We start from the raw sequence: 25,107 nt of genomic DNA on the forward strand, positions 1-25,107 counted from the left end.
GCTGACAGCGAATTGAGGATTGTTTTAGAAGTTTGATTCAGAAAAAGAGAGATGGTGCTGGGGATTATTTCGGAGAAGATGGTGCATCCGGGAGGATTCGAACCTCCGACCGCTCGGTTCGTAGCCGAGTACTCTATCCAGCTGAGCTACGGATGCATCAGGGAACTATTGATTTACAACTAATACTTCGGAGAAGATGGTGCATCCGGGAGGATTCGAACCTCCGACCGCTCGGTTCGTAGCCGAGTACTCTATCCAGCTGAGCTACGGATGCATCAGGGAACTATTGATTTACAATTAATACTGCGGAGAATATGGTGCATCCGGGAGGATTCGAACCTCCGACCGCTCGGTTCGTAGCCGAGTACTCTATCCAGCTGAGCTACGGATGCATCAGGGAAACTACTTTAGTGCAGATTTTTGATACCGCTGCTAAGGCCGTATCGATTATCCATTCTTTCATTGCTGAAGAAACAGAAAATATGGTGCATCCGGGAGGATTCGAACCTCCGACCGCTCGGTTCGTAGCCGAGTACTCTATCCAGCTGAGCTACGGATGCAAATGGCGGTGAGGCGGGGATTCGAACCCCGGATGCAGCTTTTGACCGCATACTCCCTTAGCAGGGGAGCGCCTTCAGCCTCTCGGCCACCTCACCAACAACGCCTCTTGCGAGTGCTTCGAAGAACTTGTTTCTGCTCATCGTCGCTGCGTGGCGCACATATTACTTTCTGGTACTTATAAGTCAAACAATTTTTCCAGTGCTTTTATCGTTTGCACATTTCACGCGCAATTAGTCTGCAAAAACGGCAAAAAGAGTGTTTTATCAACAGATAAATTGGCGTTTTCTCGGGGGGGCGGGCAAACAGAAAAATTGAGGAAAAGGCAAAAAGTGCAGTGCAGCAGTGAAAACAGCGTGAAATCAGAAGAACAAGATGGGTGTCAGGAGGTAAAGCGAAAAGGAAAAGTAACAGAAACAGGAAAAGAGAGGCGCTAAATCAGGTTGCGCCTCACCAGAAAGGTGAGACGCGAAAACCTTAGTAACTGGACTGCTGGGATTTTTCAGCCTGGATACGCTGGTAGATCTCTTCCCGATGGACAGAAACTTCTTTCGGGGCGTTTACGCCGATGCGTACCTGGTTGCCCTTCACCCCTAAAACTGTCACGGTGACCTCATCGCCAATCATGAGGGTTTCACCAACTCGACGAGTCAGAATCAGCATTCTTTGCTCCTTGAAAGATTAAAAGAGTCGGGTCTCTCTGTATCCCGGCATTATCCATCATATAACGCCAAAAAGTAAGCGATGACAAACACCTAAGTGTAAGCAGTCACGGCATCACATTCTGTTAAACCTAAGTTTAGCCGATATACACAACTTCAACCTGACTTTATCGTTGTCGATAGCGTTGATGCAGACGCTGCGGATTGACCTCCGCAGCGTCGAATTACGCTTATAATTATTACAGTTTTGCGCTGACCCAGCCTTTCACACTGGCTAACGCTGCAGGCAGAGCTGCGGCATCCGTACCACCGGCTTGCGCCATGTCCGGACGTCCACCACCCTTACCGCCTACCTGCTGAGCGACCATGCCAATCAGTTCCCCTGCTTTCACACGGTCAGTCACATCCTTAGACACGCCCGCAATCAGAGAAACCTTACCTTCAACTACCGTTGCCAGTACGATAACGGTAGACCCCAGCTGATTTTTCAGATCATCAACCATGGTACGCAGCATTTTAGGTTCAACGTCGGTCAATTCGCTGACCAGCAGCTTCACGCCGTTGATATCAACCGCTTTACTGGAAAGATTTGCACTCTCCTGCGCGGCAGCCTGTTCCTTCAATTGCTGCAATTCTTTCTCGAGCTGACGCGTACGCTCCAGTACGGAACGTACTTTGTCACCGATATTCTGGCTATCGCCTTTCAGCAGATGCGCTATCTCGCTTAAGCGGTCGCTCTCAGCATGCACGGTATTGATAGCACCTTCACCGGTTACGGCTTCGATACGACGCACGCCCGCGGCAGTACCGGACTCAGAGATGATGCGGAACAGGCCGATATCACCGGTACGGCTGGCGTGAGTGCCACCACACAGTTCGGTAGAGAAATCCCCCATGCTCAGCACGCGCACGTGGTCATCATATTTCTCGCCAAACAGCGCCATTGCGCCTTTGGCTTTCGCCGCGTCGAGATCCATGATGTTGGTTTCAATCGGCAGGTTGCGACGAATTTGCGCATTCACCAGATCTTCAACCGCACGAATTTCAGCCGGTTTCATCGCTTCGGTATGAGAGAAGTCGAAACGCAGAATTTTATCGTTAACCAGCGAGCCTTTCTGTGCCACGTGCGTGCCCAGAACCTGGCGCAGCGCCGCATGCATCAGGTGCGTTGCGGAGTGGTTCAAACGAATACGCGCACGACGCGCTTCATCGACGTCAGCCTGCACGGCATCGCCCACGTTCAGAGAACCCGCAGACAGTTTGCCGAGGTGACCAATTGCCTGGCCATATTTTTGCGTATCGCTAACCGCAAACGCAAAGCCCGCACCTTTCAGTTCACCTTTATCGCCAACCTGACCACCGGATTCCGCATAGAACGGGGTCTGGTCAAGAACGACAACGGCTTCCTGGCCTGCGTTAATTGCATCTACCGCTTTACCATCTACAAACAGCGCGGTGACCTTACCGTTCAGCTCCAGATGCTCATAGCCTTTAAATTCAGAGGCACCGTCAACGCGAATCATCGCATTGTAGTCGGCACCAAAACCGCTGGCTTCACGCGCGCGACGACGCTGTTCTTCCATTGCGGCTTCAAAGCCCGCTTCGTCAACCTTGATGTTGCGCTCACGGCAAACGTCTGCCGTCAGGTCAACCGGGAAGCCGTAGGTATCGTACAGGCGGAAGGCGGTTTCGCCATCCAGCGTATCGCCGGACAGTTTTGCCAGTTCTTCATCCAGCAGAGCCAGACCACGCTCCAGCGTGCGGGCAAACTGCTCTTCTTCAGTTTTCAGAACCTGCTCAACCAGTGCCTGCTGACGCTTCAGTTCTTCACCCGCAGAACCCATCACCTCGACCAGCGGCCCCACCAGCTTGTAGAAGAAGGTGTCTTTCGCACCCAGCATGTTGCCATGACGCACCGCGCGACGAATGATACGACGCAGCACATAGCCACGGTTTTCATTCGACGGCACAACGCCATCGGCAATCAGGAATGCACAGGAACGGATATGGTCGGCAATCACGCGCAGCGATTTGTTGCTCAGATCGGTAGCACCGGTCACTTCCGCCACGGATTCAATCAGCGCGCGGAACAGGTCAATATCGTAGTTGGAGTTAACGTGTTGCAGCACGGCTGCAATACGCTCCAGACCCATACCGGTATCTACGGACGGCTTCGGCAGCGGTTCCATGGTACCGTCAGCCTGACGGTTAAACTGCATGAAGACGATGTTCCAGATCTCAATGTAGCGATCGCCATCTTCTTCTGCGCTTCCCGGAGGGCCACCCCAAATGTGGTCGCCGTGGTCATAGAAAATTTCGGTGCACGGACCGCAAGGACCGGTGTCACCCATCTGCCAGAAGTTGTCGGAGGCATAGGCCGCACCTTTGTTATCACCAATACGGATGATACGTTCGCGCGGGATACCGACTTCTTTCTCCCAGATTTCAAAGGCTTCATCGTCAGTTTCGTAAACGGTTACCCACAGACGCTCTTTCGGCAGGGCAAACCAGTTTTCACCGGTCAGCAGTTCCCATGCGAACTGAATGGCGTCGTGTTTGAAGTAATCGCCGAAGCTGAAGTTACCCAGCATTTCGAAGAAAGTATGGTGACGTGCAGTGTAGCCGACGTTTTCCAGATCGTTGTGTTTACCGCCCGCACGTACGCAACGCTGCGAAGTGGTTGCGCGGGAATAATTACGCTTGTCGAGACCAAGGAAAACATCCTTGAACTGGTTCATCCCGGCGTTGGTAAACAACAAAGTAGGGTCATTGTTTGGAACCAGGGAGCTGCTGGCAACTACCTGATGTCCTTTACTGTGGAAAAAATCGAGAAACGCCTGACGGATCTCAGCGGTGCTCTTGCTCATAATTATCCTGAAGAAATCAAGCTAACGAAATGTCATCACCAGCATAGGCACGTAAACCGCGCCGCTGGCAATCGAAAAGTGGGAATAAGATAAGTTTTCTTTGCGGGGAAGTAAAATCCCGTATGCGCTCAATCGTCAAAATTTCGCCATACTGCCTGAATATCTTCCATCAGATAGCCGCGATAGAGCAAAAAACGCTGGACCTTAACCTTTTCTGAAAAATCCACCGGCAAGGGCTCACCGTATTTTCTGATAGCTTGATCTCGCGCCAACTGCGCCCAGTCAATTTCACATTCACGCATCGCGCGTTCGATGGCTTCGCGGGAAATACCTTTCTGCCCCAGCTCCTGGCGCACACGTGCAGGCCCATAGCCTTTACGGCTACGGCTGGCGATAAATTGCTGAACGAAACGGTCGTCATCCAGGTAGCGGCTTTCGATACACCAAGCAATAACCTTGTCGTAATCTTCTGGCGTAGCATCAATTTCTTCCGGTCCATTTTTTCCCATAACCGGAGCCGCCAGTTTGCGTCGCAGTTCCTGCTCGCTGTGATCGCGCATGGCAAGTATGCGCACGGCGCGGTCAAGCAGACGGGAATACGCGGATCGGCGAGACGTTGAATCTGTCATAGTGCACCCTCAGAAATGGAAAAAGGGCCGCATCATATGCAGCCCTTTTTATACGATAAAACTAGATTATCAGAAATCTTCGTTCGTTTCTTTTACGTCTTGCCCGCTGTCATCGACGGAGAAATCCGGCGTTGAGTCCTGGTTATTGAGCAGTAACTCGCGAACTTTTTTCTCAATTTCTTTTGCGGTAGTCGGGTTTTCTTTCAGCCAGTTGGTTGCGTTCGCTTTACCCTGACCAATTTTCTCACCGTTGTAGCTGTACCATGCGCCGGCTTTTTCAATCAGCTTCTCTTTCACGCCCAGATCAACCAGTTCGCCGTAGAAGTTGATACCTTCACCGTAGAGGATCTGGAATTCTGCCTGTTTAAACGGTGCAGCAATTTTGTTTTTCACAACCTTAACGCGGGTTTCACTACCGACCACGTTATCGCCCTCTTTCACCGCGCCAATACGACGGATGTCCAGACGAACAGAGGCGTAGAATTTCAGTGCGTTACCACCGGTCGTGGTTTCCGGGTTACCGAACATGACGCCAATTTTCATACGGATCTGGTTGATGAAAATCAGCAGCGTATTGGACTGTTTCAGGTTACCCGCCAGTTTACGCATCGCCTGGCTCATCATACGTGCCGCGAGGCCCATGTGAGAGTCACCGATCTCGCCTTCGATTTCCGCCTTCGGCGTCAGCGCGGCAACGGAGTCAACAACGATAACGTCTACAGCACCGGAACGCGCCAGCGCATCACAGATTTCCAGCGCCTGTTCACCGGTGTCCGGCTGAGAACACAGCAGGTTGTCGATATCAACGCCAAGCTTACGGGCATAAACAGGGTCAAGCGCGTGTTCTGCATCGATAAACGCACAGGTTTTACCTTCGCGCTGTGCGGCAGCAATCACCTGCAGCGTCAGGGTTGTTTTACCGGAGGATTCTGGCCCGTAGATTTCGACGATACGCCCCATCGGCAAACCGCCCGCACCCAATGCGATATCCAGAGAAAGCGAACCGGTGGAGATGGTTTCCACGTCCATGGAACGGTCTTCACCCAGGCGCATGATGGAGCCTTTACCGAATTGCTTTTCGATCTGGCCCAGCGCTGCCGCCAACGCTTTCTGTTTGTTTTCGTCGATAGCCATTAATTACTCCTGTCATGCCACTCTCGGGTTGAACCAAGAATCGTGAAAGATGATGTTCTGTTGACGCAATTATACTGTATGCTCATACAGTATCAAGTATTTTGTAGAAATTGTTGCCACAGGGTCTGTAACGCATAGGCGGTCGCCTGTCTACGCACCGCATCGCGGTCGCCGCTGAAGCATTCCCGGCGCGTGATCCCCTCGCCGCTTACGCTGGCAAAGGCAAACCAGACGGTCCCAACCGGCTTGTCTTCGCTACCGCCATCCGGCCCGGCAATTCCGCTTATAGAAACGGCGAAATCAGCGCGGGCCGCTTTTAGCGCACCAATGGCCATTTCAACAACCACCGGCTCACTCACCGCGCCATGCTGTGCCAGCGTCGCTTCTCGCACACCAATCATCTGCGACTTGGCTTCGTTGCTGTAGGTCACAAATCCGCGCTCAAACCAGGCGGAACTGCCCGCGATATCCGTAATGGCTTTCGCTACCCAACCGCCGGTACAGGACTCTGCGGTGGTCATCGTCGCGCCGCGCGATTTCAATGCCAGCCCTACCTGTTCACTTAACTGCATCAGTTCACTGTCGGTCATTTCAGCCTCTGTCAGTTAAAAAATATGCCGGACAAGATAGCACTTTCAAAACAAATGTGGGGATGAGGAGAGTAATTTACGAGGGGGATTCCGGAAATAGATCCGTCGCGTCAAGAAGATCTGCCGGATGGCGATACTAACGCCTCTTATCCGGCCTACAGGAGGACACCTCGAGTAGGCCGGTAGCGTAGGATTACTGTACGCGCGCCAGCGCTACAGCCTGACCTAATTGCCAGACGGCCATCGCGTAATGCGTGCTGTGGTTATAGCGGGTAATGGTGTAGAAGTTCGGCAGCCCGTACCAGTACTGATAACCGGTGCCAATATCCAGACGCAGCAGGCTGGCCTGCTGATGGTTACCCAGCGACTGCTGTGGCGTCAGACCTGCAGCCGCAAGCTGAGAAATGCTGTACTGGGTTTTAAATCCGTTTGCCAGCCCTGGCGCCTGGCCGTTTGCCGGCACCGCCACCGTATCGCCTTTCACCCAACCGTGACCTTTAAAGTAATTTGCCACGCTGCCGATGGCATCCTCCGGATCCCACAGGTTGATGTGCCCATCGCCATTGAAATCAACCGCATATTCTTTGTAAGAGGACGGCATGAACTGTCCGTAGCCCATTGCTCCGGCGAAAGAGCCTTTCAGGTCCAGCGGGTCATCGCTTTCATCCCGCGCCATCAGCAGGAAGGTTTCCAGCTCACCGGAGAAGTATTCCGCCCGACGCGGATAGTTAAACGACAGCGTCGCCAGCGCATCCAGAATTCGCGTTTTACCCATCACGCGGCCCCAACGGGTTTCGACACCGATAATGCCGACAATAATTTCCGGCGGTACGCCGTAGACCTGCCATGCGCGCTTCAGCGCATCTTCATGCTGGTTCCAGAACGCCACGCCGTTTTGTACGTTATCTGGCGTGATGAACTGCTTACGATAGCGCAGCCATGCGCCGTTAGGCCCGGCTGGCGGCTGCGTCGTCGGGGCCTGACGATCCATCAGGCGCAGAACATAGTCCAGACGCTTGGCCTGCGACAGGATCTCCTGCAACTGCTGGCGGTCAAAACCGTGCTTGCTCACCATTTTATCGATGAACTGCTGCGCATTCGGATTATTAGCAAAGTCGCCGCCCGACAGCATGACGTTGTGTTGCGGCTCAAGCAGGAAGCCGCCAGAAGGCGTACCCGTTGTCGTTTGAGTCTCTGAAGGTTTTGGTTTGCTGCTACAGGCAGCAAGCAACACACAAAGGGGAAGTAATGCTACATAACGACGCTTGAACATGAGACATCCATTAAACAGATTCAGCCAGAGAGAAGTATGGTAAAGCATCAACCGCCGTACAAGGAAGCGGTAGTCGCGCTCCTTCGCAGAATTTACCTCACCTTTCACCGTTTACCACTCTATTTGCGATCTTTCACGCAATAACTTTCACATTAAAATATTTATCTTTCATTTTGCGATCAAAATAACACTTTAAAACCTTTCACTATGATTAAAATAAACCACGTTATAGCAAGTCCCCAACCCCCTACAGGAGAGAATAATGATCGACACCATCACCCTGGGCGCAGAGTGGTTCATCGGGCTGTTCCAGAAAGGCGGAGAAGTGTTCACCAGCATGGTCACCGGGATCCTTCCGCTGTTAATTAGCCTGCTGGTCATCATGAACGCGCTCATTAACTTTATTGGTCAGCAGCGAATTGAACGTTTTGCTCAGCGCTGTGCCGGAAATCCGCTGTCTCGCTATCTGCTGCTGCCGTGCATCGGCACCTTTGTTTTTTGTAACCCGATGACGTTGAGTCTGGGCCGGTTTATGCCCGAGAAGTACAAACCCAGCTACTACGCGGCGGCCTCCTATAGCTGCCACTCAATGAACGGATTATTCCCACACATCAACCCTGGCGAACTGTTTGTCTATCTGGGGATCGCCAGCGGCCTGACCACGCTTGGCCTGCCGCTCGGTCCGCTCGCGGTGAGCTATCTGCTGGTCGGGCTGGTGACTAACTTCTTCCGTGGTTGGGTGACCGACCTCACCACCTCCATCTTCGAAAAGAAAATGGGCATTCAACTCGAGCAGAAAGTCCATCTGGCGGGAGCAACATCATGACGCGTATTCGTATTGAAAAAGGTATCGGTGGCTGGGGTGGCCCGCTTGAACTGGATGCAACACCCGGCAAGAAAATTGTCTATATCACCGCGGGAACACGCCCGGCGATTGTCGATAAGCTGGCGCAATTAACCGGATGGCAGGCTATTGATGGCTTTAAAGAAGGTGAGCCCGCAGAAGACGAAATCGGCGCAGCCATCATTGACTGCGGCGGCACGCTACGCTGTGGTATTTACCCGAAACGCCGGATTCCGACAATCAACATTCACGCCACCGGAAAGTCCGGCCCGCTGGCGCAGTACATTACCGAAGATATTTATGTCTCCGGCGTTAAAGAAGACAACATTACCGCTGTCGGTGAAGCCACCACGACGCCACCACCAGCAAGCACCACGGCGGGTCGTGACTACGACACCAGTAAAAAGATTACTGAACAGAGTGATGGCCTGCTGGCGAAAGTCGGCATGGGCATGGGTTCCGCCGTGGCGGTACTGTTCCAGTCCGGGCGCGACACGATTGATACCGTGCTGAAAACCATTCTGCCGTTTATGGCCTTCGTCTCGGCGCTGATCGGCATCATCATGGCCTCCGGCCTGGGTGACTGGATCGCCCACGGCCTGGCGCCGCTGGCCAGCCATCCGCTGGGGCTCGTGACGCTGGCATTAATCTGTTCCTTCCCGCTGCTGTCGCCGTTCCTCGGCCCAGGTGCAGTGATCGCCCAGGTTATTGGCGTGTTGATTGGCGTGCAGATTGGTCTGGGCAATATTCCTCCACATCTGGCTCTGCCTGCACTGTTCGCGATCAACGCCCAGGCCGCCTGCGACTTCATCCCTGTGGGGTTATCACTGGCAGAAGCCCGTCAGGACACCGTGCGCGTCGGCGTGCCGTCCGTACTGGTAAGCCGCTTCCTGACCGGCGCGCCTACCGTTCTCATCGCCTGGTTTGTTTCCGGCTTTATTTATCAATAAGAGGCTCTCAAAGATGACCGTGATCTATCAAACCACCATCACCCGCATTGGCCAGAGCGCCCCGGATGCACTCTGTGACCAAATGCTGATTACCTTTCGTGAAGGCGCACCTGCGGATATCGAAGAGTTTTGCTTCATCCACTGCCACGGCGAGCTAAACGGCGTTCTGCAGGCGGGTATTCAGTTTGAGCTGGGTCAGCATCGCTACCCGGTCACCGCCGTGGGTAGCGTGGCAGAAATGAACTTGCGTGAACTGGGGCATATCACCCTGCGCTTCGACGGACAGAGCGAGGCGGAATTCCCTGGCACCGTACACGTTGCGGGGCCGGTACCGGACGCCATCGCGCCGGGCTGTATTTTGAAGTTTGTTGCTTAAGCGTAAAGGAGAGAAAAATGAATCAAGTTGCCGTTGTCATTGGTGGAGGCCAGACCCTGGGGGCATTCCTTTGCCGTGGGCTTGCGACAGAGGGATACCGCGTGGCGGTGGTCGATATTCAAAGCGATAAAGCCGCAAACGTGGCGCAGGAAATTAATGCCGAGTTCGGTGAGGGGACCGCTTACGGATTTGGTGCCGACGCCACCAGCGAACAAAGCGTGCTGGCGCTATCACGTGGTGTCGATGAGATATTCGGTCGCGCCGATCTACTGGTTTACAGTGCGGGGATCGCAAAAGCGGCGTTTATCAGCGATTTTCAGCTCGGGGATTTCGACCGCTCGCTGCAGGTGAATCTGGTCGGTTACTTCCTCTGTGCCCGTGAGTTCTCACGTCTGATGATCCGCGACGGCGTGCAGGGGCGCATTATCCAGATCAACTCAAAATCCGGCAAAGTGGGCAGCAAGCACAACTCAGGTTACAGTGCGGCAAAATTTGGCGGCGTGGGCTTAACCCAGTCGCTGGCGCTGGATCTCGCGGAATATGGGATTACCGTGCATTCATTGATGCTCGGCAATCTGCTGAAATCACCGATGTTCCAGTCGTTGTTGCCGCAGTATGCCACCAAGCTTGGCCTCAAACCGGATGAAGTGGAGCAGTACTACGTGGATAAGGTCCCACTCAAGCGCGGCTGCGATTATCAGGACGTGCTGAACATGCTGCTGTTCTACGCCAGCCCGAAAGCATCTTACTGCACCGGACAATCGATTAACGTTACCGGCGGTCAGGTGATGTTCTAATGTTGAATTGCCGGATGGCGGTTTCACCTTATCCGGCCTACGCCATCCCTGTAGGCCGGGTAAGCGTAGCGCCACCCGGCATATAATCAAGGAGCAATAACATGGTTTCCGCACTGATTACCGTTGCCGCCATTGCCTGGTGCCTACAGCTAGCGCTGGGCGGCTGGCAAATTTCCCGCTTTAATCGCGCGTTCGACAAGCTTTGTCAGCAGGGTCGGGTCGGCGTCGGACGTTCCGGAGGACGTTTTAAACCGCGCGTCGTGGTTGCTATCGCTCTGGATGAGCAACAGCGGGTAACTGATACGTTATTTATGAAAGGTCTTACCGTATTCGCCAGACCAGGCAAAATTGCCCCGATAATGGGCAAACATCTTGATGAATTACAGCCTGATGTGATCTTTCCCCATGATCCTCTCTCCCAGAATGCACTATCATTGGCGCTTAAACTGAAACATGGATAATTTCGTTGTGAATGCTATTAGCTTGCGAAATTATCATTTTGCAACCTATAGCCTAAATAATTCGAGTTGCAGAAGGCCAACGCACATGCAGCTTGAAGTATAACGGGCATATACATAAGTCAGGGTAATCACGCCTATGAAACCTCGTCAGCGTCAGGCTGCCATACTGGAGTATCTGCAAAAGCAGGGAAAATGCTCGGTTGAAGAACTGGCCCACAACTTTGATACAACCGGCACAACCATTCGCAAAGACCTGGTCATTCTGGAAAATGCCGGCACCGTCATTCGCACCTATGGCGGCGTAGTATTAAACAAAGACGAATCTGACCCACCCATCGATCACAAAACGCTAATCAACACGCATAAAAAAGAGCAAATTGCCGAAGCCGCCGTGCGCTTTATTCACGACGGCGACTCAATCATTCTCGACGCAGGCAGCACCGTTTTGCAGATGGTGCCAATGCTCACCCGCTTTAGTAACATCACCGTGATGACCAACAGCCTGCACATTGTTAACGCCCTTTCGGAACTGGACAACGAGCAAACTATCCTGATGCCCGGCGGCACCTTTCGCAAAAAATCGGCGTCATTTCACGGGCAACTGGCAGAAAATGCCTTCGAGCAGTTCAGCTTTGATAAACTCTTCATGGGAACCGACGGCATCGATCTGAATGCCGGTGTGACCACCTTTAATGAGGTCTATACCGTCAGCAAGGCGATGTGCAATGCCGCTCGCGAAGTGATTCTGATGGCGGACTCGTCGAAATTCGGGCGCAAAAGCCCCAATGTGGTATGCAGTCTGGAAAGCGTCGACAAGCTGATTACCGATGCGGGCATCGACCCTGCATTTCGTCAGGCGCTGGAAGCAAAAGGGATAGAAGTGATCATAACCGGAGAAACCAATGAGTGATGCACTACTGAACGCGGGCCGTCAGACGTTAATGCTGGAACTCCAGGAAGCCAGCCGACTGCCAGAACGCCTCGGCGATGACTTTGTTCGTGCCGCCAATACTATCATCCACTGCGAAGGCAAAGTGATTGTCTCTGGCATTGGTAAGTCTGGCCATATTGGCAAAAAAATCGCCGCGACCCTCGCCAGCACCGGCACCCCGGCGTTCTTCGTGCATCCAGCGGAAGCATTGCACGGCGACTTAGGCATGATTGAAAGCCGCGATGTGATGCTCTTCATCTCCTACTCTGGCGGCGCGAAAGAGCTGGATCTCATCATTCCGCGTCTGGAAGACAAATCCGTCGCGCTGCTGGCGATGACCGGAAAACCCACCTCGCCATTAGGTCTGGCCGCCAAAGCCGTACTGGATATTTCGGTTGAACGTGAAGCCTGTCCGATGCGTCTGGCACCCACCTCCAGCACCGTCAACACACTGATGATGGGCGATGCGCTGGCAATTGCCGTCATGCAAGCGCGCGGTTTTAACGAAGAGGATTTTGCGCGCTCTCATCCGGCCGGTGCGCTGGGTGCTCGTCTGTTAAACAAGGTGCACCACCTGATGCGCCGCGACGACGCCGTACCGCAGGTGACGCTTACTACCAGCGTTATGGACGCCATGCTGGAACTGAGCCGCACCGGTCTGGGTCTGGTGGCGGTCTGCGACGAGCAGTCTCTGGTGAAAGGTGTCTTTACCGACGGTGACCTGCGTCGCTGGCTGGTTGGTGGCGGCGCACTCAGCACGGAAGTACGCGAAGCGATGACCCCGAATGGCGTCACGCTGCAGGCACAAAGCCGCGCGATTGACGCCAAAGAGGTTCTGATGAAGCGCAAAATCACTGCCGCACCGGTGGTGGATGAAAACGGCAAACTCACCGGCGCAATTAACCTGCAGGATTTTTATCAGGCGGGCATTCTCTAATCCTTCAGTCCCAGACGCTTCGCCAGCCGATGCAGGTTGGCGACGTCGGTTTCCAGCGCCCGCGCGCTTGCCGCCCAGCTATGGTTATTCTGCGCCAGCGCCCGGCGGATCATCTCCCGCTGAAAAGACTCCGTGGCTTCGCGCAGATTGTGATTCAGCGGGATCTCCGCCATGACGTCGGCTTCAGCCTGCGGCGTATGCGCCTCTTCCTGTAAGGCAAAGTGCTGCGGCTCCAGCACCACTTCATCCCCTGCCCTTGTTGCCCTGGCCAGCACCACCGCACGATGAATAGCATGTTCCAGCTCACGCACGTTACCCGGCCAACCGTAGCTCAGCAGATGGCGACGCGCACCAGGGCTTAGCACCACACGGGAAAGTCCCAGCCGCAGCCGGCACTGTTCGCAAAAATAACCCGCCAGCAAAACCACATCTTCACCGCGCTCACGCAGCGGCGGCACCGAAAGGGGAAAGACGCTCAGACGGTGGAACAGGTCGGCGCGGAAATTCCCGGCCAGCACCTCTTCGCGTAAATCACGGTTGGTGGCTGCCAGCACGCGAACATCCACCCGCAGGCTGCGATCGTCACCCACTCGCTGAATATCACCGTACTGCAACACGCGCAGCAGCTTGGCCTGCAACGCCAGTGACAGTTCGCCAATCTCGTCCAGGAACAGCGTGCCGTTGTCCGCCATTTCAAACTTGCCGCTACGGTTGCTGATGGCCCCGGTAAAGGCGCCTTTCACATGGCCAAACAGTTCGCTTTCCGCGACGCTTTCTGGCAACGCGGCACAGTTAAGATACACCAGCGGATTCACCGCACGCGGCGAGCCTTCATGAATTGCTTTCGCCACCAGCTCTTTCCCGGTTCCCGTTTCGCCGCTGATTAAGACGTTAAGATCGGAGCCTGCTACAATCTCAATCTCTTTTTTCAGCTGCATCATATTAGGCGACAGGCCAATCATCTGCGTTTCCGTCACCTGTTCGAAAGCGGTGGACGAACCCGGCAGCATATTCTGGCTTTCCAGCTGTTCAATCAGCAGCGCATTGCTCAGCGCCCCCGCCGCCAGTGCGGCAATCAACCTAAGCTCTTCATCGCTGAAGACATCGAACTGATCTGGCTCCATACCATCCAGCGTCAGCGCGCCAATCAAATTTTGTCCGGCAAACAGCGGCAGCCCAATGCAGGCATGGACCTTCAGGCTTTCCTGGCCGGGGATCAGCCCATCGTACGGATCGGGCAAATCGCTGTCGGCTGGAAAACGCACCACGTCCCCGGCGCGGGCAATCGCTTCCAGACGCGGATGCCCCTCCAGCGTAAAACGTCTGCCGAGAACATCCTGCGCCAGCCCGTCGATCGCCAGCGGAATAAACTGTCGTGATTCATAGCGCAGCAGCGCCGACGCATCACACTCCAGCACCTGACGCAGCGTCGTGATCAGGCGTTGAAAACGATCCTGATGCCCAATACCGCTTTGTAATTCAATGGCGATACCCGCCAGCACATCAACGGAAAAACTCATGGCTACCTCATTGTCATTTTGACAATGCATATTGTCATATTGACAACAAAAAGCATAGTCATTTTGACAGCTAATTTAGAGAGGTAAAACATTAAACTGTTATAAATCAATTAAATAAAAAGTTGGCACGCAACCTGCAATAAGCAAAACATCTTTTTTAGAAACACGCTAAATTAATTACTGAGGTTGCTATGTCTATTCTGGTTAAAAATAACATTCATTGGGTTGGCCAACGTGACTGGGAAGTTCGTGATTTCCACGGGACCGAATACAAAACGCTGCGCGGTAGCAGCTACAACAGCTATCTTATCCGTGAAGAAAAAAATGTCCTGATCGATACAGTAGACCACAAGTTTAGCCGTGAATTCGTGCAGAATCTGCGCAATGAAATTGACCTGGCAGATATTGACTACATCATCATTAACCATGCAGAAGAAGACCACGCCGGTGCGCTGACCGAGCTGATGTCCTGCATCCCGGACACGCCGATTTACTGCACCGCTAACGCTATTGACTCCATCACCGGCCACCACCATCACCCGGAATGGAACTTCAACGTGGTAAAAACCGGTGACTCACTGGATATCGGTAACGGCAAACAGCTGATCTTCGTTGAAACCCCGATGCTGCACTGGCCGGACAGCATGATGACTTACATGACCGGTGATGCCGTGCTGTTCAGTAACGATGCTTTTGGTCAGCACTACTGTGACGAACGTCTGTTCAACGACGAAGTAGATCAGACTGAACTGTTCGAACAGTGCCAGCGCTACTACGCCAACATCCTGACACCGTTCAGCCGCCTGGTTACGCCAAAAATCACTGAAATCCTCGGCTTCAATCTGCCGGTTGACATGATTGCCACCTCTCACGGTGTGGTATGGCGCGACAACCCAACGCAGATCGTTGAGATGTACCTGAAATGGGCGGCGGATTATCAGGAAGACCGCATCACCATTTTCTACGACACCATGTCCAACAACACCCGTATGATGGCCGACGCCATTGCCCAGGGCATCAACGAAGTTGACCCGAATGTGGCAGTGAAAATCTTTAACGTCGCCCGCAGCGATAAAAACGAAGTCCTGACGAACGTCTTCCGCTCTAAAGGCGTGCTGGTCGGCACCTCCACGATGAACAACGTGATGATGCCGAAGATCGCCGGTCTGGTCGAAGAGATGACCGGCCTGCGTTTTCGCAATAAACGCGCCAGCGCCTTCGGCTCACACGGCTGGAGCGGCGGTGCGGTAGACCGTCTGTCCACGCGTCTGCAGGATGCCGGTTTTGAAATGTCCCTGAGCCTGAAAGCCAAATGGCGCCCGGATCTGGATGCGCTGGAACTGTGCCGTCAGCACGGTCGTGAAATTGCACGTCAGTGGGCGCTCGCTCCACTGCCGGAAACCAGCGTCAAAGCCGCAACCAAAGAGGAAGAGTGCGCCTGTGCCGCCGCCGCGGCCGCTGACCTTGGACCTTGCATGCAGTGCAGCGTTTGCCAGTGGATCTACGATCCAGAGAAAGGCGAGCCGCTGCAGGATGTCGCACCGGGTACACCGTGGAGCGACGTGCCGGAAAACTTCCTGTGCCCGGAATGTTCATTAGGCAAAGACGTCTTCGACGTACTGGCTACGGAGGCAAAATGAGCCGCGGAATTGTCATTATTGGTTCGGGCTTCGCCGCCCGCCAGTTAGTCAAAAATATCCGTAAGCAGGATGCGACTGTCCCGCTGACCCTGATTGCCGCTGACAGCATCGATGAGTACAACAAGCCCGATCTCAGCCATGTTATCAGCCAGGCACAGCGTGCCGACGACCTCACCCGCCAGTCGGCGGGGGAGTTTGCCGAACAGTTTAATTTGCGCCTGTTCCCGCACACCTGGGTGACCGACATCGATGCCGATGCTCACGTAGTGAAAAGCCAGGACAAGCAGTGGCAGTATGACAAGCTGGTGCTGGCTACAGGGGCATCTGCCTTTGTACCGCCGGTGACCGGACGTGAGTTAATGCTCACACTGAACAGCCAGCAGGAGTATCGTGCCTGTGAAACGCAACTGCGCGACGCGCAGCGCGTCCTGATAGTTGGCGGTGGTTTGATTGGCAGCGAGCTGGCGATGGATTTCTGCCGTGCCGGTAAAGCGGTGACGCTTATCGATAACGCCGCCAGCATTCTGGCCTCGTTAATGCCGCCAGAAGTCAGCAGCCGTTTACAGCATCGTCTGACCGATATGGGCGTACACCTGCTGCTGAAATCACAGTTGCAGAGTCTGGAGAAAACCAGCACCGGTATTCGCGCCACGCTCGATCGTAACCGCAGTGTAGACGTTGATGCGGTGATTGCCGCAACCGGTCTGCGTGCAGAAACCGCGCTGGCGCGTCGCGCCGGGTTAACCATCAATCGCGGCGTTTGCGTTGACAGCTATCTGCAAACCAGCCACCCGGATATTTACGCCCTCGGTGACTGCGCAGAAATTAATGGTCAGGTCCTGCCGTTCCTGCAGCCGATTCAGCTCAGCGCGATGTATCTGGCGAAAAACCTGCTCGGCGGCAATGCCCCGCTGAAGCTGCCAGCCATGCTGGTAAAAATCAAAACGCCGGAGCTGCCATTACACCTGGCAGGGGAAACCCAGCGTCGCGATCTGAACTGGCATATTGCGGCTGAAGCAGAAGGTATGGTCGCCAGAGGAATGAACAGCGAAGGCCAACTGTGTGCCTTCGTGGTGAGCGAAGATCGTATGAAGGAGGCCTTCGCGCTGCTGAAAACACTGCCCGTGTAAACAATGTTGTGCCATTGCTTGTTTTATTAACCTCACGCACACGGATGTGCGTTGCCACTTGTCGGTATGCCCCGACTTGCTTTTCTTGCCCCGCCAGTCCCGGGGCTTTTTTTATTTCTACGGCAATGCCCGCGCCGCGGCAATCACGCCCTGCCCCAGCGACAATCCTCCATCCCCAGCCGGTAAACGCTGCGGGAACAGTAACGTAAAGTCATGCAGATAAAACGCCAGACGGGCTGACAGCAAACGGTTATGCATCACGCCCCCGCTAAATACCAGCGTCGTAATACCGCGTAACTGTGCCTGTTGGCGCATCAGCGTGGCAAACCCACTCGCCAGCGCATCGTGGAAAGCCCAGGCGCGTTCAGGGGGAGTCGCCTGCCAGTTCAGCCACTGCTGCCAGAAAACCGCCAAATCCAACTGGTTGTTGTTAAGCGGTATGGTGACCGGGTGTTCAACGCCTGCACATTGTGACGCTAACGCCTCCAGCGCACAGGCGGCCTCGCCTTCATAGCTCAGGGATTGTGGTGCGCACTGCAGTGCGGCGGCAACGGCATCAAACAAGCGTCCACACGATGATGCCAACGGCGCGTTGATCCCACGCTCGATGGCACGAGCCAGTACGCTCCAGTTTTGCTGCTGCACAAACGCTGTTTCCGGATAACGCTGCCAGTCAGGCACAAAGCGCAGACACTGCGCCAGCAGATTGCGCCACGGCTGTTTTGCCGCCAGATCGCCCCCCACCAGCGCCACCGCGGGCAAGCCACCCAGGTATTCGCATTCGCGATAATTCACCCGCAGACATTCGCCCCCCCACAGCGCACCGTTTTCGCCCATGCCGATACCGTCCAGCGTCAGGGCAATAACATCGCCACCGTTCAACGGCCAGCCGTGCTCAGCCAGGCACGCCGCAGCATGCGCATGATGGTGCAGCACCGTTTCAATTGGCAACGTCATCTCACGGGCCCACTGGCTGGAAACGTAGCCAGGATGCGCGTCGCAGACAATACGCTGCGGGGTAAAATCATAAATATTCTGGATCAGATGCAGCGCATCGCGCCACTGATGCTGAATGCCGTCATCGCTCAGATCGCCCAGATGCTGACTAATCACCGCCTGTTCCCCCCGGATCAGACAGAACGTATTTTTCAGATCAGCGCCTAAGCACAGCATCGGCGGCACGTCGCGAAAACCTGGCGGCAGCGCCACGGCATCCGGCACGTAGCCTCGGGAGCGACGCAACATCTCCCCGCTTTCTCGCACCACGGAGTCATCCATGCGCTGTACAATCTCGCGGTTATGCAGCAAAAAGCCGTCGGCAATGTCGTGCAAATCGTCCAGCGCCTGCGCATTAGTAATGGCTGGCGGCCTGCCGCTAAGGTTGCCGGAGGTCATCACCAGCGGCCCCTTCATCTCCTGCAACAGCAAATGCTGTAACGGGTTGGCAGGCAGCATGACGCCGACCTCGGTAAGTCCTGGCGCAATCCCTTCGCACAGTGAAACCACATACTGTTTATTGACCAACACGATGGGGGCAGCGGGCGTAGTCAGCAAACGCCGTGCCGCTTCTGGCAGTCCGTCATCCCCCGGCAGCATTACCGCCAGCGGTTTAGCCGGGCGATGTTTACGCCGACGGAGTAGCGCCACAGCAGCGTCGTTGCGCGCATCACAGACCAGATGAAATCCACCAATGCCTTTAACCGCCACAATGCCACCGGCTTTCAACCGCGTAACCGCCGCCTGTAACGCCGGTTCTTTTTCCGCTCGCTCGTCTGCGCTTATCCACGCCAGATGCGGGCCACACGCTGGGCAGGCGACAGGCTGGGCATGAAAACGACGATCATACGGATCGCGATATTCAGCATCGCATTGTGGGCACAACGGGAATGAAGCCATGACGGTAAACGGACGGTCATACGGCATTGCGCGAATAATGGTGAAGCGCGGGCCGCAGTGGGTACAGTTGATAAAAGGGTAACGATAACGGCGTTCACCGGGGGTGTTCATTTCAGCAAGACATTCAGGGCAGGTTGCAGCGTCCGGTACGATCTGCGTATTCATCGTTCCGCCAGCGCTTTGGCGGATGGAGAAATCTGCAGGTCGTTGTTGCCAGACAAACGGCGCACTCTCGACGCTATCAATCCGCGCCAGCGGCGGGCAGTGCTGATGCAGTTCGGCAATAAATTGCGCTGCGTCTTCGAGCAAACGCACCACCACCCCGTCGCCGTCGTTACAGACGTCGCCATGCAGCTGTAGCCGCTGCGCCAGTTGCCAGACAAAGGGTCGGAACCCAACGCCCTGTACCTTACCGCGAATGCGCAGCTCTACGCCGGAGTGGTTGTTTAGTGTCATGTTGAATTCCCGCGATCGTGTATCCCTGAAATATCCCTTTGCCGGATGGCGGCTTCGCCTTATCCGGCCTACGTGTTATTGCCCTGTAGGCCTGATAAGCGAAGCGCCATCAGGCAGGTATTTTACGCGGATTTTGGACAATCAGAACAGCAAAGATGCGGTGGAGTCCAGTGCCGCACGACGGCGTTTTTCCGCGCTCAGCTGCTCCAGTTTATTGCGATCGACATAAATCAGCGCATGCGTCGGGCAGACTTCCATACAGGCAGGACCGGCTTCGCGATGGTGGCACAGGTCGCATTTGTTGGCTTCGGCTTTTTCAGCACGCACGTTCAGACCCGCGCCGCTGTTACGAATAACCGGACGGACAACCACTTCCATTGCGCCATAAGGACAAGCGACTACGCAGGTTTTACAGCCAATGCAGCGTTCCTGCATCACGTGGACAAAGCCTTTATCGCGGCTAATTGCACCGTTCGGGCAGACGTTGGCACACGGCGCATCTTCACACTGACGGCACAGCGTCGCGGTAGAGACGTTAACGCCTTTGATCACGTGAATGCGCGGTAAAAAGGTTTCAGGGGTCAGCGATGCGCAGTCCTGGTTATCCTGATGGGATACCACGCAGGCCACTTCACAGGTACGGCAACCAATGCATTTATTGGCGTCTGCAATGATGAAACGGTTCATCAAATTCTCCAGCAATGACAGATTATCTGCCGAAGCATTCATAAATCGTGCCAGAATTTAATACACTGTTATTAAAGGATTTTTATTTTACTCCGCTGCAAAACTGCCTGTCATCGTCACTAGTGACGATGACAAATGACAGCATCAGCGTGAAAGTGTCGGGGCAAGAGAGGCGCGAGGGATAAGCTCGCCGGTAAAGTTTTTCGCTGGCGTAAAGGCTCCGCCGTCCAGCATAAAGATCAGGCGTCCTATGGTTTCCTGGACCATCTCCGTGACCGGGATTTTGACGCTGGCAAGCGCCGGAATGGTGTACGGCGCAAGGGCTATATCATCGAAACCAATCACCGACACCTGCGCGGGAACATTAATGCCCTGCTCGTCCAACTGCTTCATCGCGCCAATCGCCATATCATCATTGCTGGCCACCAGCGCGGTGAAATTCACCTTGCGTAAAAGTAAGGTTTTAACGCCTTCAGCGCCACAGGCTGGCGTCCATTTACCCTTCACAATCAAATCATTATTCAACGGAATGCCGTGCTGCGCCAGCGCGTCTTTGTAACCGGAAAGTCGCTCCACGCCGGTGGGCGAATCCATTGAGCCGCTGATAAAAGCAATCTCGGTATGCCCGGCGCGAATCAACTGCGTGACGGCATTAAAGCTGGTCTGTTTTTGATCGCACCAGACGCAGTGGCTGGTGTTTTTACGCAGGCGTCGGTTAAGCACCATAATGGGCTGGGCGTGTGCATCGATAATCTCATCGATGTCATCCACACTGAGAAAACGCGGATAGATCATGACAGCATCACAGCGCAGGTCGAGCAGATATTGAATCGCCTGACGCTCTTCCTCGGCACTATGTTTACCGTCGGCAAGCAGAAGCTGGCGTCCTTTATCCTCCGCCATACGCGCAGTGTGAAATAGCAACTCGCTAAAATAAACGCCGTGATACAGGGTGTTGGTTACCACCAGACCCAGCGTCTGCGTGCTCTTCGCCGCCAGGCTGCGCGCCAGCAAATTGGGACGATAGCCACTCTCTTCAATAGCCTGGAACACGCGGTCTTTGGTCTCCTGGCTCACGTAGCCGTTCCCCGAAAGCACCCGGGAAACCGTAGCTTTCGACACGCCAGCACGCTTCGCCACTTCCAACATCGTGGTCATCTTACTCATCCCTTTTCACGCAATGTGACGCAGTGTACTGCACCGTTTCACCGCTGTCCTTGCTGCTCAATCGCAGAACGCGTTATCTGGTGATCGTAGTCACAAATACAAAAAATGATCAAAATATAATCTTGCACAAATATCATAAATTAAACATGATTTTGTGGAACCGGTTTCCTATCAATGTTTCATCATCACCAACATGAGACGAAAATAAACGGTAAGACATTACCTACCCTACTGATAAAACAGGATTAAATCCGATGTCTAAAAATTATGCAGCGCTGGCGCGCTCGGTTGTGACGGCTCTGGGCGGCGTCGAGAACATCACCGCAGTAACCCACTGCATGACCCGTTTACGTTTCGTTATCAAAGATGATTCGCAGGTCGACAGCGCCACGTTAAAAACGCTTAATGGCGTACTCGGCGTAGTGCGTAGCGACAATCAGTGCCAGGTGATCATTGGTAATACCGTGTCCCAGGCGTATCGCGAGGTCGTCAGCCTGCTGCCGGGCGATATGCAGCCCAGCGAACCCGCAGGCAAACCCAAACAGACGCTCAAGCGTATTGGGGCAGGGATCCTTGATGCGCTGATCGGCACTATGTCACCGCTGATCCCGGCGATTATCGGTGGATCGATGCTGAAACTGCTGGCAATGATCCTCGAAATGACCGGCGTGCTGCAAAAAGGCTCCTCGACACTGACGATCCTGACAGTGATTGGCGACGGCGCATTCTTCTTCCTGCCGCTGATGGTCGCCGCCTCTGCCGCCATTAAATTCAAAACCAACATGTCGCTGGCTATTGCTATTGCGGGCGTGCTGGTGCATCCGAGCTTTATTGATCTGATGGCTAAGGCCGCACAGGGCGAGCACGTTGAGTTCGCGCTGATCCCGGTCACGGCGGTGAAATACACCTACACGGTGATCCCGGCGCTGGTCATGACCTGGTGCCTGTCGTACATCGAACGTTGGGTGGATCGCATTACGCCAGCCGTAACCAAAAACTTCCTGAAACCGATGCTGATCGTGCTGATCGCCGCCCCGCTCGCCATCGTCTTAATTGGCCCGATTGGCATCTGGATCGGCAGCGCGATCTCCGCGTTGGTGTACACCATTCATGGCTATCTGGGCTGGCTGTCGGTGGCTATTATGGGCGCACTGTGGCCGCTGCTGGTGATGACCGGCATGCACCGCGTCTTTACCCCCACCATTATTCAAACCATTGCCGAAACCGGTAAAGAAGGCATGGTTATGCCGTCTGAAATTGGCGCCAACCTGTCGCTGGGTGGATCTTCTTTAGCGGTCGCCTGGAAAACCAAAAACCCGGAACTGCGTCAGACAGCGCTAGCCGCGGCAGCCTCCGCCATTATGGCAGGGATTTCCGAGCCGGCGCTGTACGGCGTGGCGGTACGTCTGAAACGTCCGCTGATTGCCAGTCTTATCAGCGGCTTTATCTGCGGTGCCGTCGCCGGAATGGCCGGACTGGCGAGCCACTCGATGGCTGCACCCGGCCTGTTCACCAGTGTACAGTTTTTCGACCCGGCCAATCCGATGACCATTGTCTGGGTATTTGGCGTCATGGCGCTGGCGGTAGTGCTGTCGTTTGTCTTAACGCTGCTGCTCGGCTTTGAGGATATTCCCGTCGAAGATGCGGCCGCGCAGGCCAGAAAAAACCAGGCTGCGCAGCCGGGCAATATCAATGGCGCCAGCATCTGACGGGTACTAACTGAGGTTTATTATGTCTGTTTTTCCGCAAGGATTTTTATGGGGCGGCGCGCTGGCCGCCAACCAGTCTGAAGGGGCGTATCGGGAAGGCGGCAAAGGGCTGACTACCGTGGATATGATCCCCCACGGCGCACATCGAATGCCGGTTAAACTGGGTCAGGAAAAGCGCGTTCAACTGCGGGATGACGAGTTTTATCCCAGCCATGACGCTATCGATTTTTATCATCGCTATAAAGACGATATTGCCCTGATGGCAGAAATGGGGTTCACGGTATTTCGTACCTCCATTGCCTGGAGTCGGCTCTATCCGAACGGGGATGAACTGACGCCGAATCAGGAAGGCATTGATTTTTATCGCTCGGTGTTTGCCGAGTGCAAAAAGTACGGTATTGAGCCGTTGGTGACGTTGTGCCACTTTGATGTACCGATGCACCTGGTCACTGAGTATGGCTCCTGGCGTAACCGCAAAATGGTGGAGTTTTTCACCCGCTACGCCCGTACCTGCTTCGAGGCCTTTGATGGTCTGGTGAAATACTGGCTGACGTTCAATGAAATCAACATCCTGCTGCACAGCCCTTTTTCCGGCGCGGGACTGGTGTTTGAAGCGGGTGAAAATCAGGATCAGGTGAAATACCAGGCCGCGCACCACGAACTGATTGCCAGCGCACTGGCAACCCAAATCGCCCATGAAATCAATCCGCACAACCAGGTCGGGTGCATGCTGGCGGGCGGAAACTTTTACCCCTACTCGTGCAAACCTGAAGATGTGTGGACCGCGCTGGAAAAGGACCGTGAAAACCTGTTCTTTATTGATGTACAGGCGCGTGGTGCTTATCCCGCCTACTCAGCCCGCGTGTTTCGTGACAAGGGCGTAGTGATTGAGAAAGCCCCGGAAGATGACGACATCCTGAAAAATACCGTCGATTTTGTCTCCTTCAGCTATTACGCCTCGCGCTGCGCCTCGGCAGAAATGAACACCGGCAACACCAGCGCCGCCAACGTGGTGAAGTCGCTGCGCAATCCGTACATTGCAGCCAGCGAATGGGGCTGGGGCATTGACCCACTGGGTCTGCGCATCACCATAAACATGATGTATGACCGCTACCAGAAACCGCTGTTTCTGGTGGAGAACGGACTGGGGGCAAAAGATGAAATCGATGCCAACGGTGAGATCAACGATGACTATCGCATCCGCTATTTACGCGACCATATTCGCGCCATGGCAGACGCCATTGAAGACGGCGTGCCGCTGATGGGTTACACCACCTGGGGCTGTATCGATCTGGTTTCCGCTTACACCGGCGAGATGAGCAAACGCTACGGTTTTGTCTATGTCGACCGCGATGACGCAGGCAATGGCACGCTGACGCGGACTCGCAAGAAATCATTCTGGTGGTACAAAAAAGTGATCGCCAGCAACGGGGCTGATCTGGACTGATCGTCGGGCCGGATGGCGCTTGCTATCCGGCCCGCATGATCACCCGCCACAAACATCCCCCTTCCTTTCCGTTTCATTTTTTACATTCATTTTTCTGGATCGTCATTCCATTCTGCGGTTTGCTGCCGCGCATTATTACTGGCATTTTATTCAGTAGTTTTTACTTTTCACCGTTCGTAACAAGGAAACGTTCATGTCTACTGATAATGTTCAAACACCAATGATTATCGCCAAACCCGTGCGTCGTTTAAAAGTGGGTTACGTCAGAAGACGCTACGAAGATCGCCGTACCGGATTCACCCTGCGTATCAGTCGACACGCCTCATTAACGCTGAATGGCGACTGGCTGGAACAGGCGGGTTTTCCGACCGGCACAGAGGTGAATGTTTCGGTGATGCAGGGGAAATTAATTATTGAGCAGGCAACTGAATAACGGCTGGATATGT

At 54.4% G+C, this 25,107-nt stretch carries 22 protein-coding genes and 5 tRNA genes; 12 read left to right on the forward strand and 15 right to left on the reverse strand.

Going from position 1 to position 25,107, the window contains the following annotated elements; translation table 11 throughout:
* Positions 1–79 precede the first annotated feature (79 nt).
* From QNN86_RS11575 to mltB, 11 genes are all read right to left on the reverse strand, one after another.
* A tRNA-Arg gene (locus QNN86_RS11575) sits at positions 80–156 on the reverse strand.
* 41 nt (positions 157–197) lie between these two features.
* Positions 198–274 (reverse strand) — tRNA-Arg (locus QNN86_RS11580).
* A 41-nt stretch (positions 275–315) separates the two neighbouring features.
* Positions 316–392: transfer RNA gene (locus QNN86_RS11585), tRNA-Arg, on the reverse strand.
* Positions 393–483: 91 nt separating this feature from the next.
* Positions 484–560 (reverse strand) — tRNA-Arg (locus QNN86_RS11590).
* 3 nt (positions 561–563) lie between these two features.
* Positions 564–656: transfer RNA gene (locus tag QNN86_RS11595), tRNA-Ser, on the reverse strand.
* A gap of 379 nt (positions 657–1,035) precedes the next feature.
* Positions 1,036–1,221: a carbon storage regulator CsrA gene (gene csrA / locus QNN86_RS11600; protein ID WP_000906486.1), complete on the reverse strand. Its 186-nt coding sequence runs from the start codon at positions 1,219–1,221 to the stop codon at positions 1,036–1,038.
* A gap of 238 nt (positions 1,222–1,459) precedes the next feature.
* Entirely contained in the window at positions 1,460–4,087 is a 2,628-nt protein-coding gene (gene alaS / locus QNN86_RS11605) for an alanine--tRNA ligase (protein ID WP_414211134.1), read from the reverse strand.
* Positions 4,088–4,215: 128 nt separating this feature from the next.
* On the reverse strand, positions 4,216–4,716 hold the full coding sequence (gene recX, locus QNN86_RS11610) for a recombination regulator RecX (protein WP_181617693.1): 501 nt from the start codon (positions 4,714–4,716) through the stop codon (positions 4,216–4,218).
* A gap of 69 nt (positions 4,717–4,785) precedes the next feature.
* Positions 4,786–5,850 carry a recombinase RecA gene (recA, locus tag QNN86_RS11615; protein WP_414211135.1) on the reverse strand — a complete coding sequence of 355 codons (1,065 nt, stop codon included), beginning with the start codon at positions 5,848–5,850 and terminating at the stop codon, positions 4,786–4,788.
* A gap of 92 nt (positions 5,851–5,942) precedes the next feature.
* A complete protein-coding gene (gene pncC / locus QNN86_RS11620) occupies positions 5,943–6,440 on the reverse strand; it encodes a nicotinamide-nucleotide amidase (protein WP_414211136.1) in 498 nt (165 codons plus the stop codon).
* A 193-nt stretch (positions 6,441–6,633) separates the two neighbouring features.
* Positions 6,634–7,713, reverse strand: a complete 1,080-nt coding sequence (gene mltB / locus QNN86_RS11625; RefSeq protein WP_096755985.1) for a lytic murein transglycosylase B — start codon at positions 7,711–7,713, stop codon at positions 6,634–6,636.
* A 262-nt stretch (positions 7,714–7,975) separates the two neighbouring features.
* Here mltB and srlA point away from each other — a divergent pair, with 262 nt between their 5' ends.
* From srlA to gutQ, 7 genes are all read left to right on the forward strand, one after another.
* The gene (srlA, locus tag QNN86_RS11630) at positions 7,976–8,539 is read left to right on the forward strand and encodes a PTS glucitol/sorbitol transporter subunit IIC (RefSeq protein WP_096755984.1); all 564 of its coding nucleotides are present in this window, start codon (positions 7,976–7,978) and stop codon (positions 8,537–8,539) included.
* The gene (locus QNN86_RS11635; protein ID WP_182269287.1) at positions 8,536–9,507 is read left to right on the forward strand and encodes a glucitol/sorbitol-specific PTS transporter subunit IIBC; all 972 of its coding nucleotides are present in this window, start codon (positions 8,536–8,538) and stop codon (positions 9,505–9,507) included. Before srlA ends, QNN86_RS11635 begins: the two co-directional genes overlap by 4 nt.
* A 13-nt stretch (positions 9,508–9,520) precedes the next feature.
* On the forward strand, positions 9,521–9,883 hold the full coding sequence (gene srlB / locus QNN86_RS11640; RefSeq protein WP_096755982.1) for a PTS glucitol/sorbitol transporter subunit IIA: 363 nt from the start codon (positions 9,521–9,523) through the stop codon (positions 9,881–9,883).
* Positions 9,884–9,900: 17 nt separating this feature from the next.
* Positions 9,901–10,680 carry a sorbitol-6-phosphate dehydrogenase gene (srlD, locus tag QNN86_RS11645; protein ID WP_096755981.1) on the forward strand — a complete coding sequence of 260 codons (780 nt, stop codon included), beginning with the start codon at positions 9,901–9,903 and terminating at the stop codon, positions 10,678–10,680.
* A 101-nt stretch (positions 10,681–10,781) separates the two neighbouring features.
* On the forward strand, positions 10,782–11,141 hold the full coding sequence (gutM, locus tag QNN86_RS11650; protein WP_115257635.1) for a transcriptional regulator GutM: 360 nt from the start codon (positions 10,782–10,784) through the stop codon (positions 11,139–11,141).
* Positions 11,142–11,277: 136 nt separating this feature from the next.
* Complete coding sequence (gene srlR, locus QNN86_RS11655; RefSeq protein ID WP_414211137.1) at positions 11,278–12,051, forward strand: glucitol operon DNA-binding transcriptional repressor SrlR; 774 nt, start codon at positions 11,278–11,280, stop codon at positions 12,049–12,051.
* Complete coding sequence (gene gutQ / locus QNN86_RS11660) at positions 12,044–13,009, forward strand: arabinose-5-phosphate isomerase GutQ (protein WP_096755978.1); 966 nt, start codon at positions 12,044–12,046, stop codon at positions 13,007–13,009. Before srlR ends, gutQ begins: the two co-directional genes overlap by 8 nt.
* On the opposite strand, the gene norR is transcribed toward gutQ, so the two are convergent.
* Positions 13,006–14,529 (reverse strand): nitric oxide reductase transcriptional regulator NorR, encoded by a 1,524-nt coding sequence (gene norR, locus QNN86_RS11665; RefSeq protein ID WP_117343185.1) that lies wholly within the window; start codon positions 14,527–14,529, stop codon positions 13,006–13,008. The genes gutQ and norR overlap by 4 nt on opposite strands.
* Before the next feature lie 191 nt (positions 14,530–14,720).
* On the opposite strand from norR, the gene norV reads away from it, so the two are divergent.
* A complete protein-coding gene (gene norV, locus QNN86_RS11670; protein ID WP_096755976.1) occupies positions 14,721–16,169 on the forward strand; it encodes an anaerobic nitric oxide reductase flavorubredoxin in 1,449 nt (482 codons plus the stop codon).
* Positions 16,166–17,299: an NADH:flavorubredoxin reductase NorW gene (norW, locus tag QNN86_RS11675; protein ID WP_096755975.1), complete on the forward strand. Its 1,134-nt coding sequence runs from the start codon at positions 16,166–16,168 to the stop codon at positions 17,297–17,299. Before norV ends, norW begins: the two co-directional genes overlap by 4 nt.
* A gap of 117 nt (positions 17,300–17,416) precedes the next feature.
* Here the strand turns inward: norW and hypF are convergent, their stop codons facing one another.
* The 3 genes from hypF to QNN86_RS11690 form a co-directional block, all read right to left on the reverse strand.
* Positions 17,417–19,651 carry a carbamoyltransferase HypF gene (hypF, locus tag QNN86_RS11680; protein WP_414211138.1) on the reverse strand — a complete coding sequence of 745 codons (2,235 nt, stop codon included), beginning with the start codon at positions 19,649–19,651 and terminating at the stop codon, positions 17,417–17,419.
* 141 nt (positions 19,652–19,792) lie between these two features.
* Positions 19,793–20,338 (reverse strand): electron transport protein HydN, encoded by a 546-nt coding sequence (gene hydN / locus QNN86_RS11685; RefSeq protein WP_096759340.1) that lies wholly within the window; start codon positions 20,336–20,338, stop codon positions 19,793–19,795.
* 144 nt (positions 20,339–20,482) lie between these two features.
* Positions 20,483–21,496 carry a LacI family DNA-binding transcriptional regulator gene (locus QNN86_RS11690; protein ID WP_115257631.1) on the reverse strand — a complete coding sequence of 338 codons (1,014 nt, stop codon included), beginning with the start codon at positions 21,494–21,496 and terminating at the stop codon, positions 20,483–20,485.
* 263 nt (positions 21,497–21,759) lie between these two features.
* Here QNN86_RS11690 and ascF point away from each other — a divergent pair, with 263 nt between their 5' ends.
* From ascF to QNN86_RS11705, 3 genes are all read left to right on the forward strand, one after another.
* Positions 21,760–23,214, forward strand: a complete 1,455-nt coding sequence (ascF, locus tag QNN86_RS11695; protein ID WP_414211140.1) for a PTS cellobiose/arbutin/salicin transporter subunit IIBC — start codon at positions 21,760–21,762, stop codon at positions 23,212–23,214.
* 22 nt (positions 23,215–23,236) lie between these two features.
* Entirely contained in the window at positions 23,237–24,661 is a 1,425-nt protein-coding gene (locus QNN86_RS11700) for a 6-phospho-beta-glucosidase (RefSeq protein WP_414211141.1), read from the forward strand.
* Positions 24,662–24,854: 193 nt separating this feature from the next.
* Positions 24,855–25,094, forward strand: a complete 240-nt coding sequence (locus QNN86_RS11705) for a SymE family type I addiction module toxin (RefSeq protein ID WP_115257628.1) — start codon at positions 24,855–24,857, stop codon at positions 25,092–25,094.
* Positions 25,095–25,107: the final 13 nt, after the last annotated feature.

The sequence above is a fragment of the Citrobacter sp. C348 genome, assembly GCF_047467975.1.
Taxonomy (GTDB): domain Bacteria; phylum Pseudomonadota; class Gammaproteobacteria; order Enterobacterales; family Enterobacteriaceae; genus Citrobacter; species Citrobacter gillenii.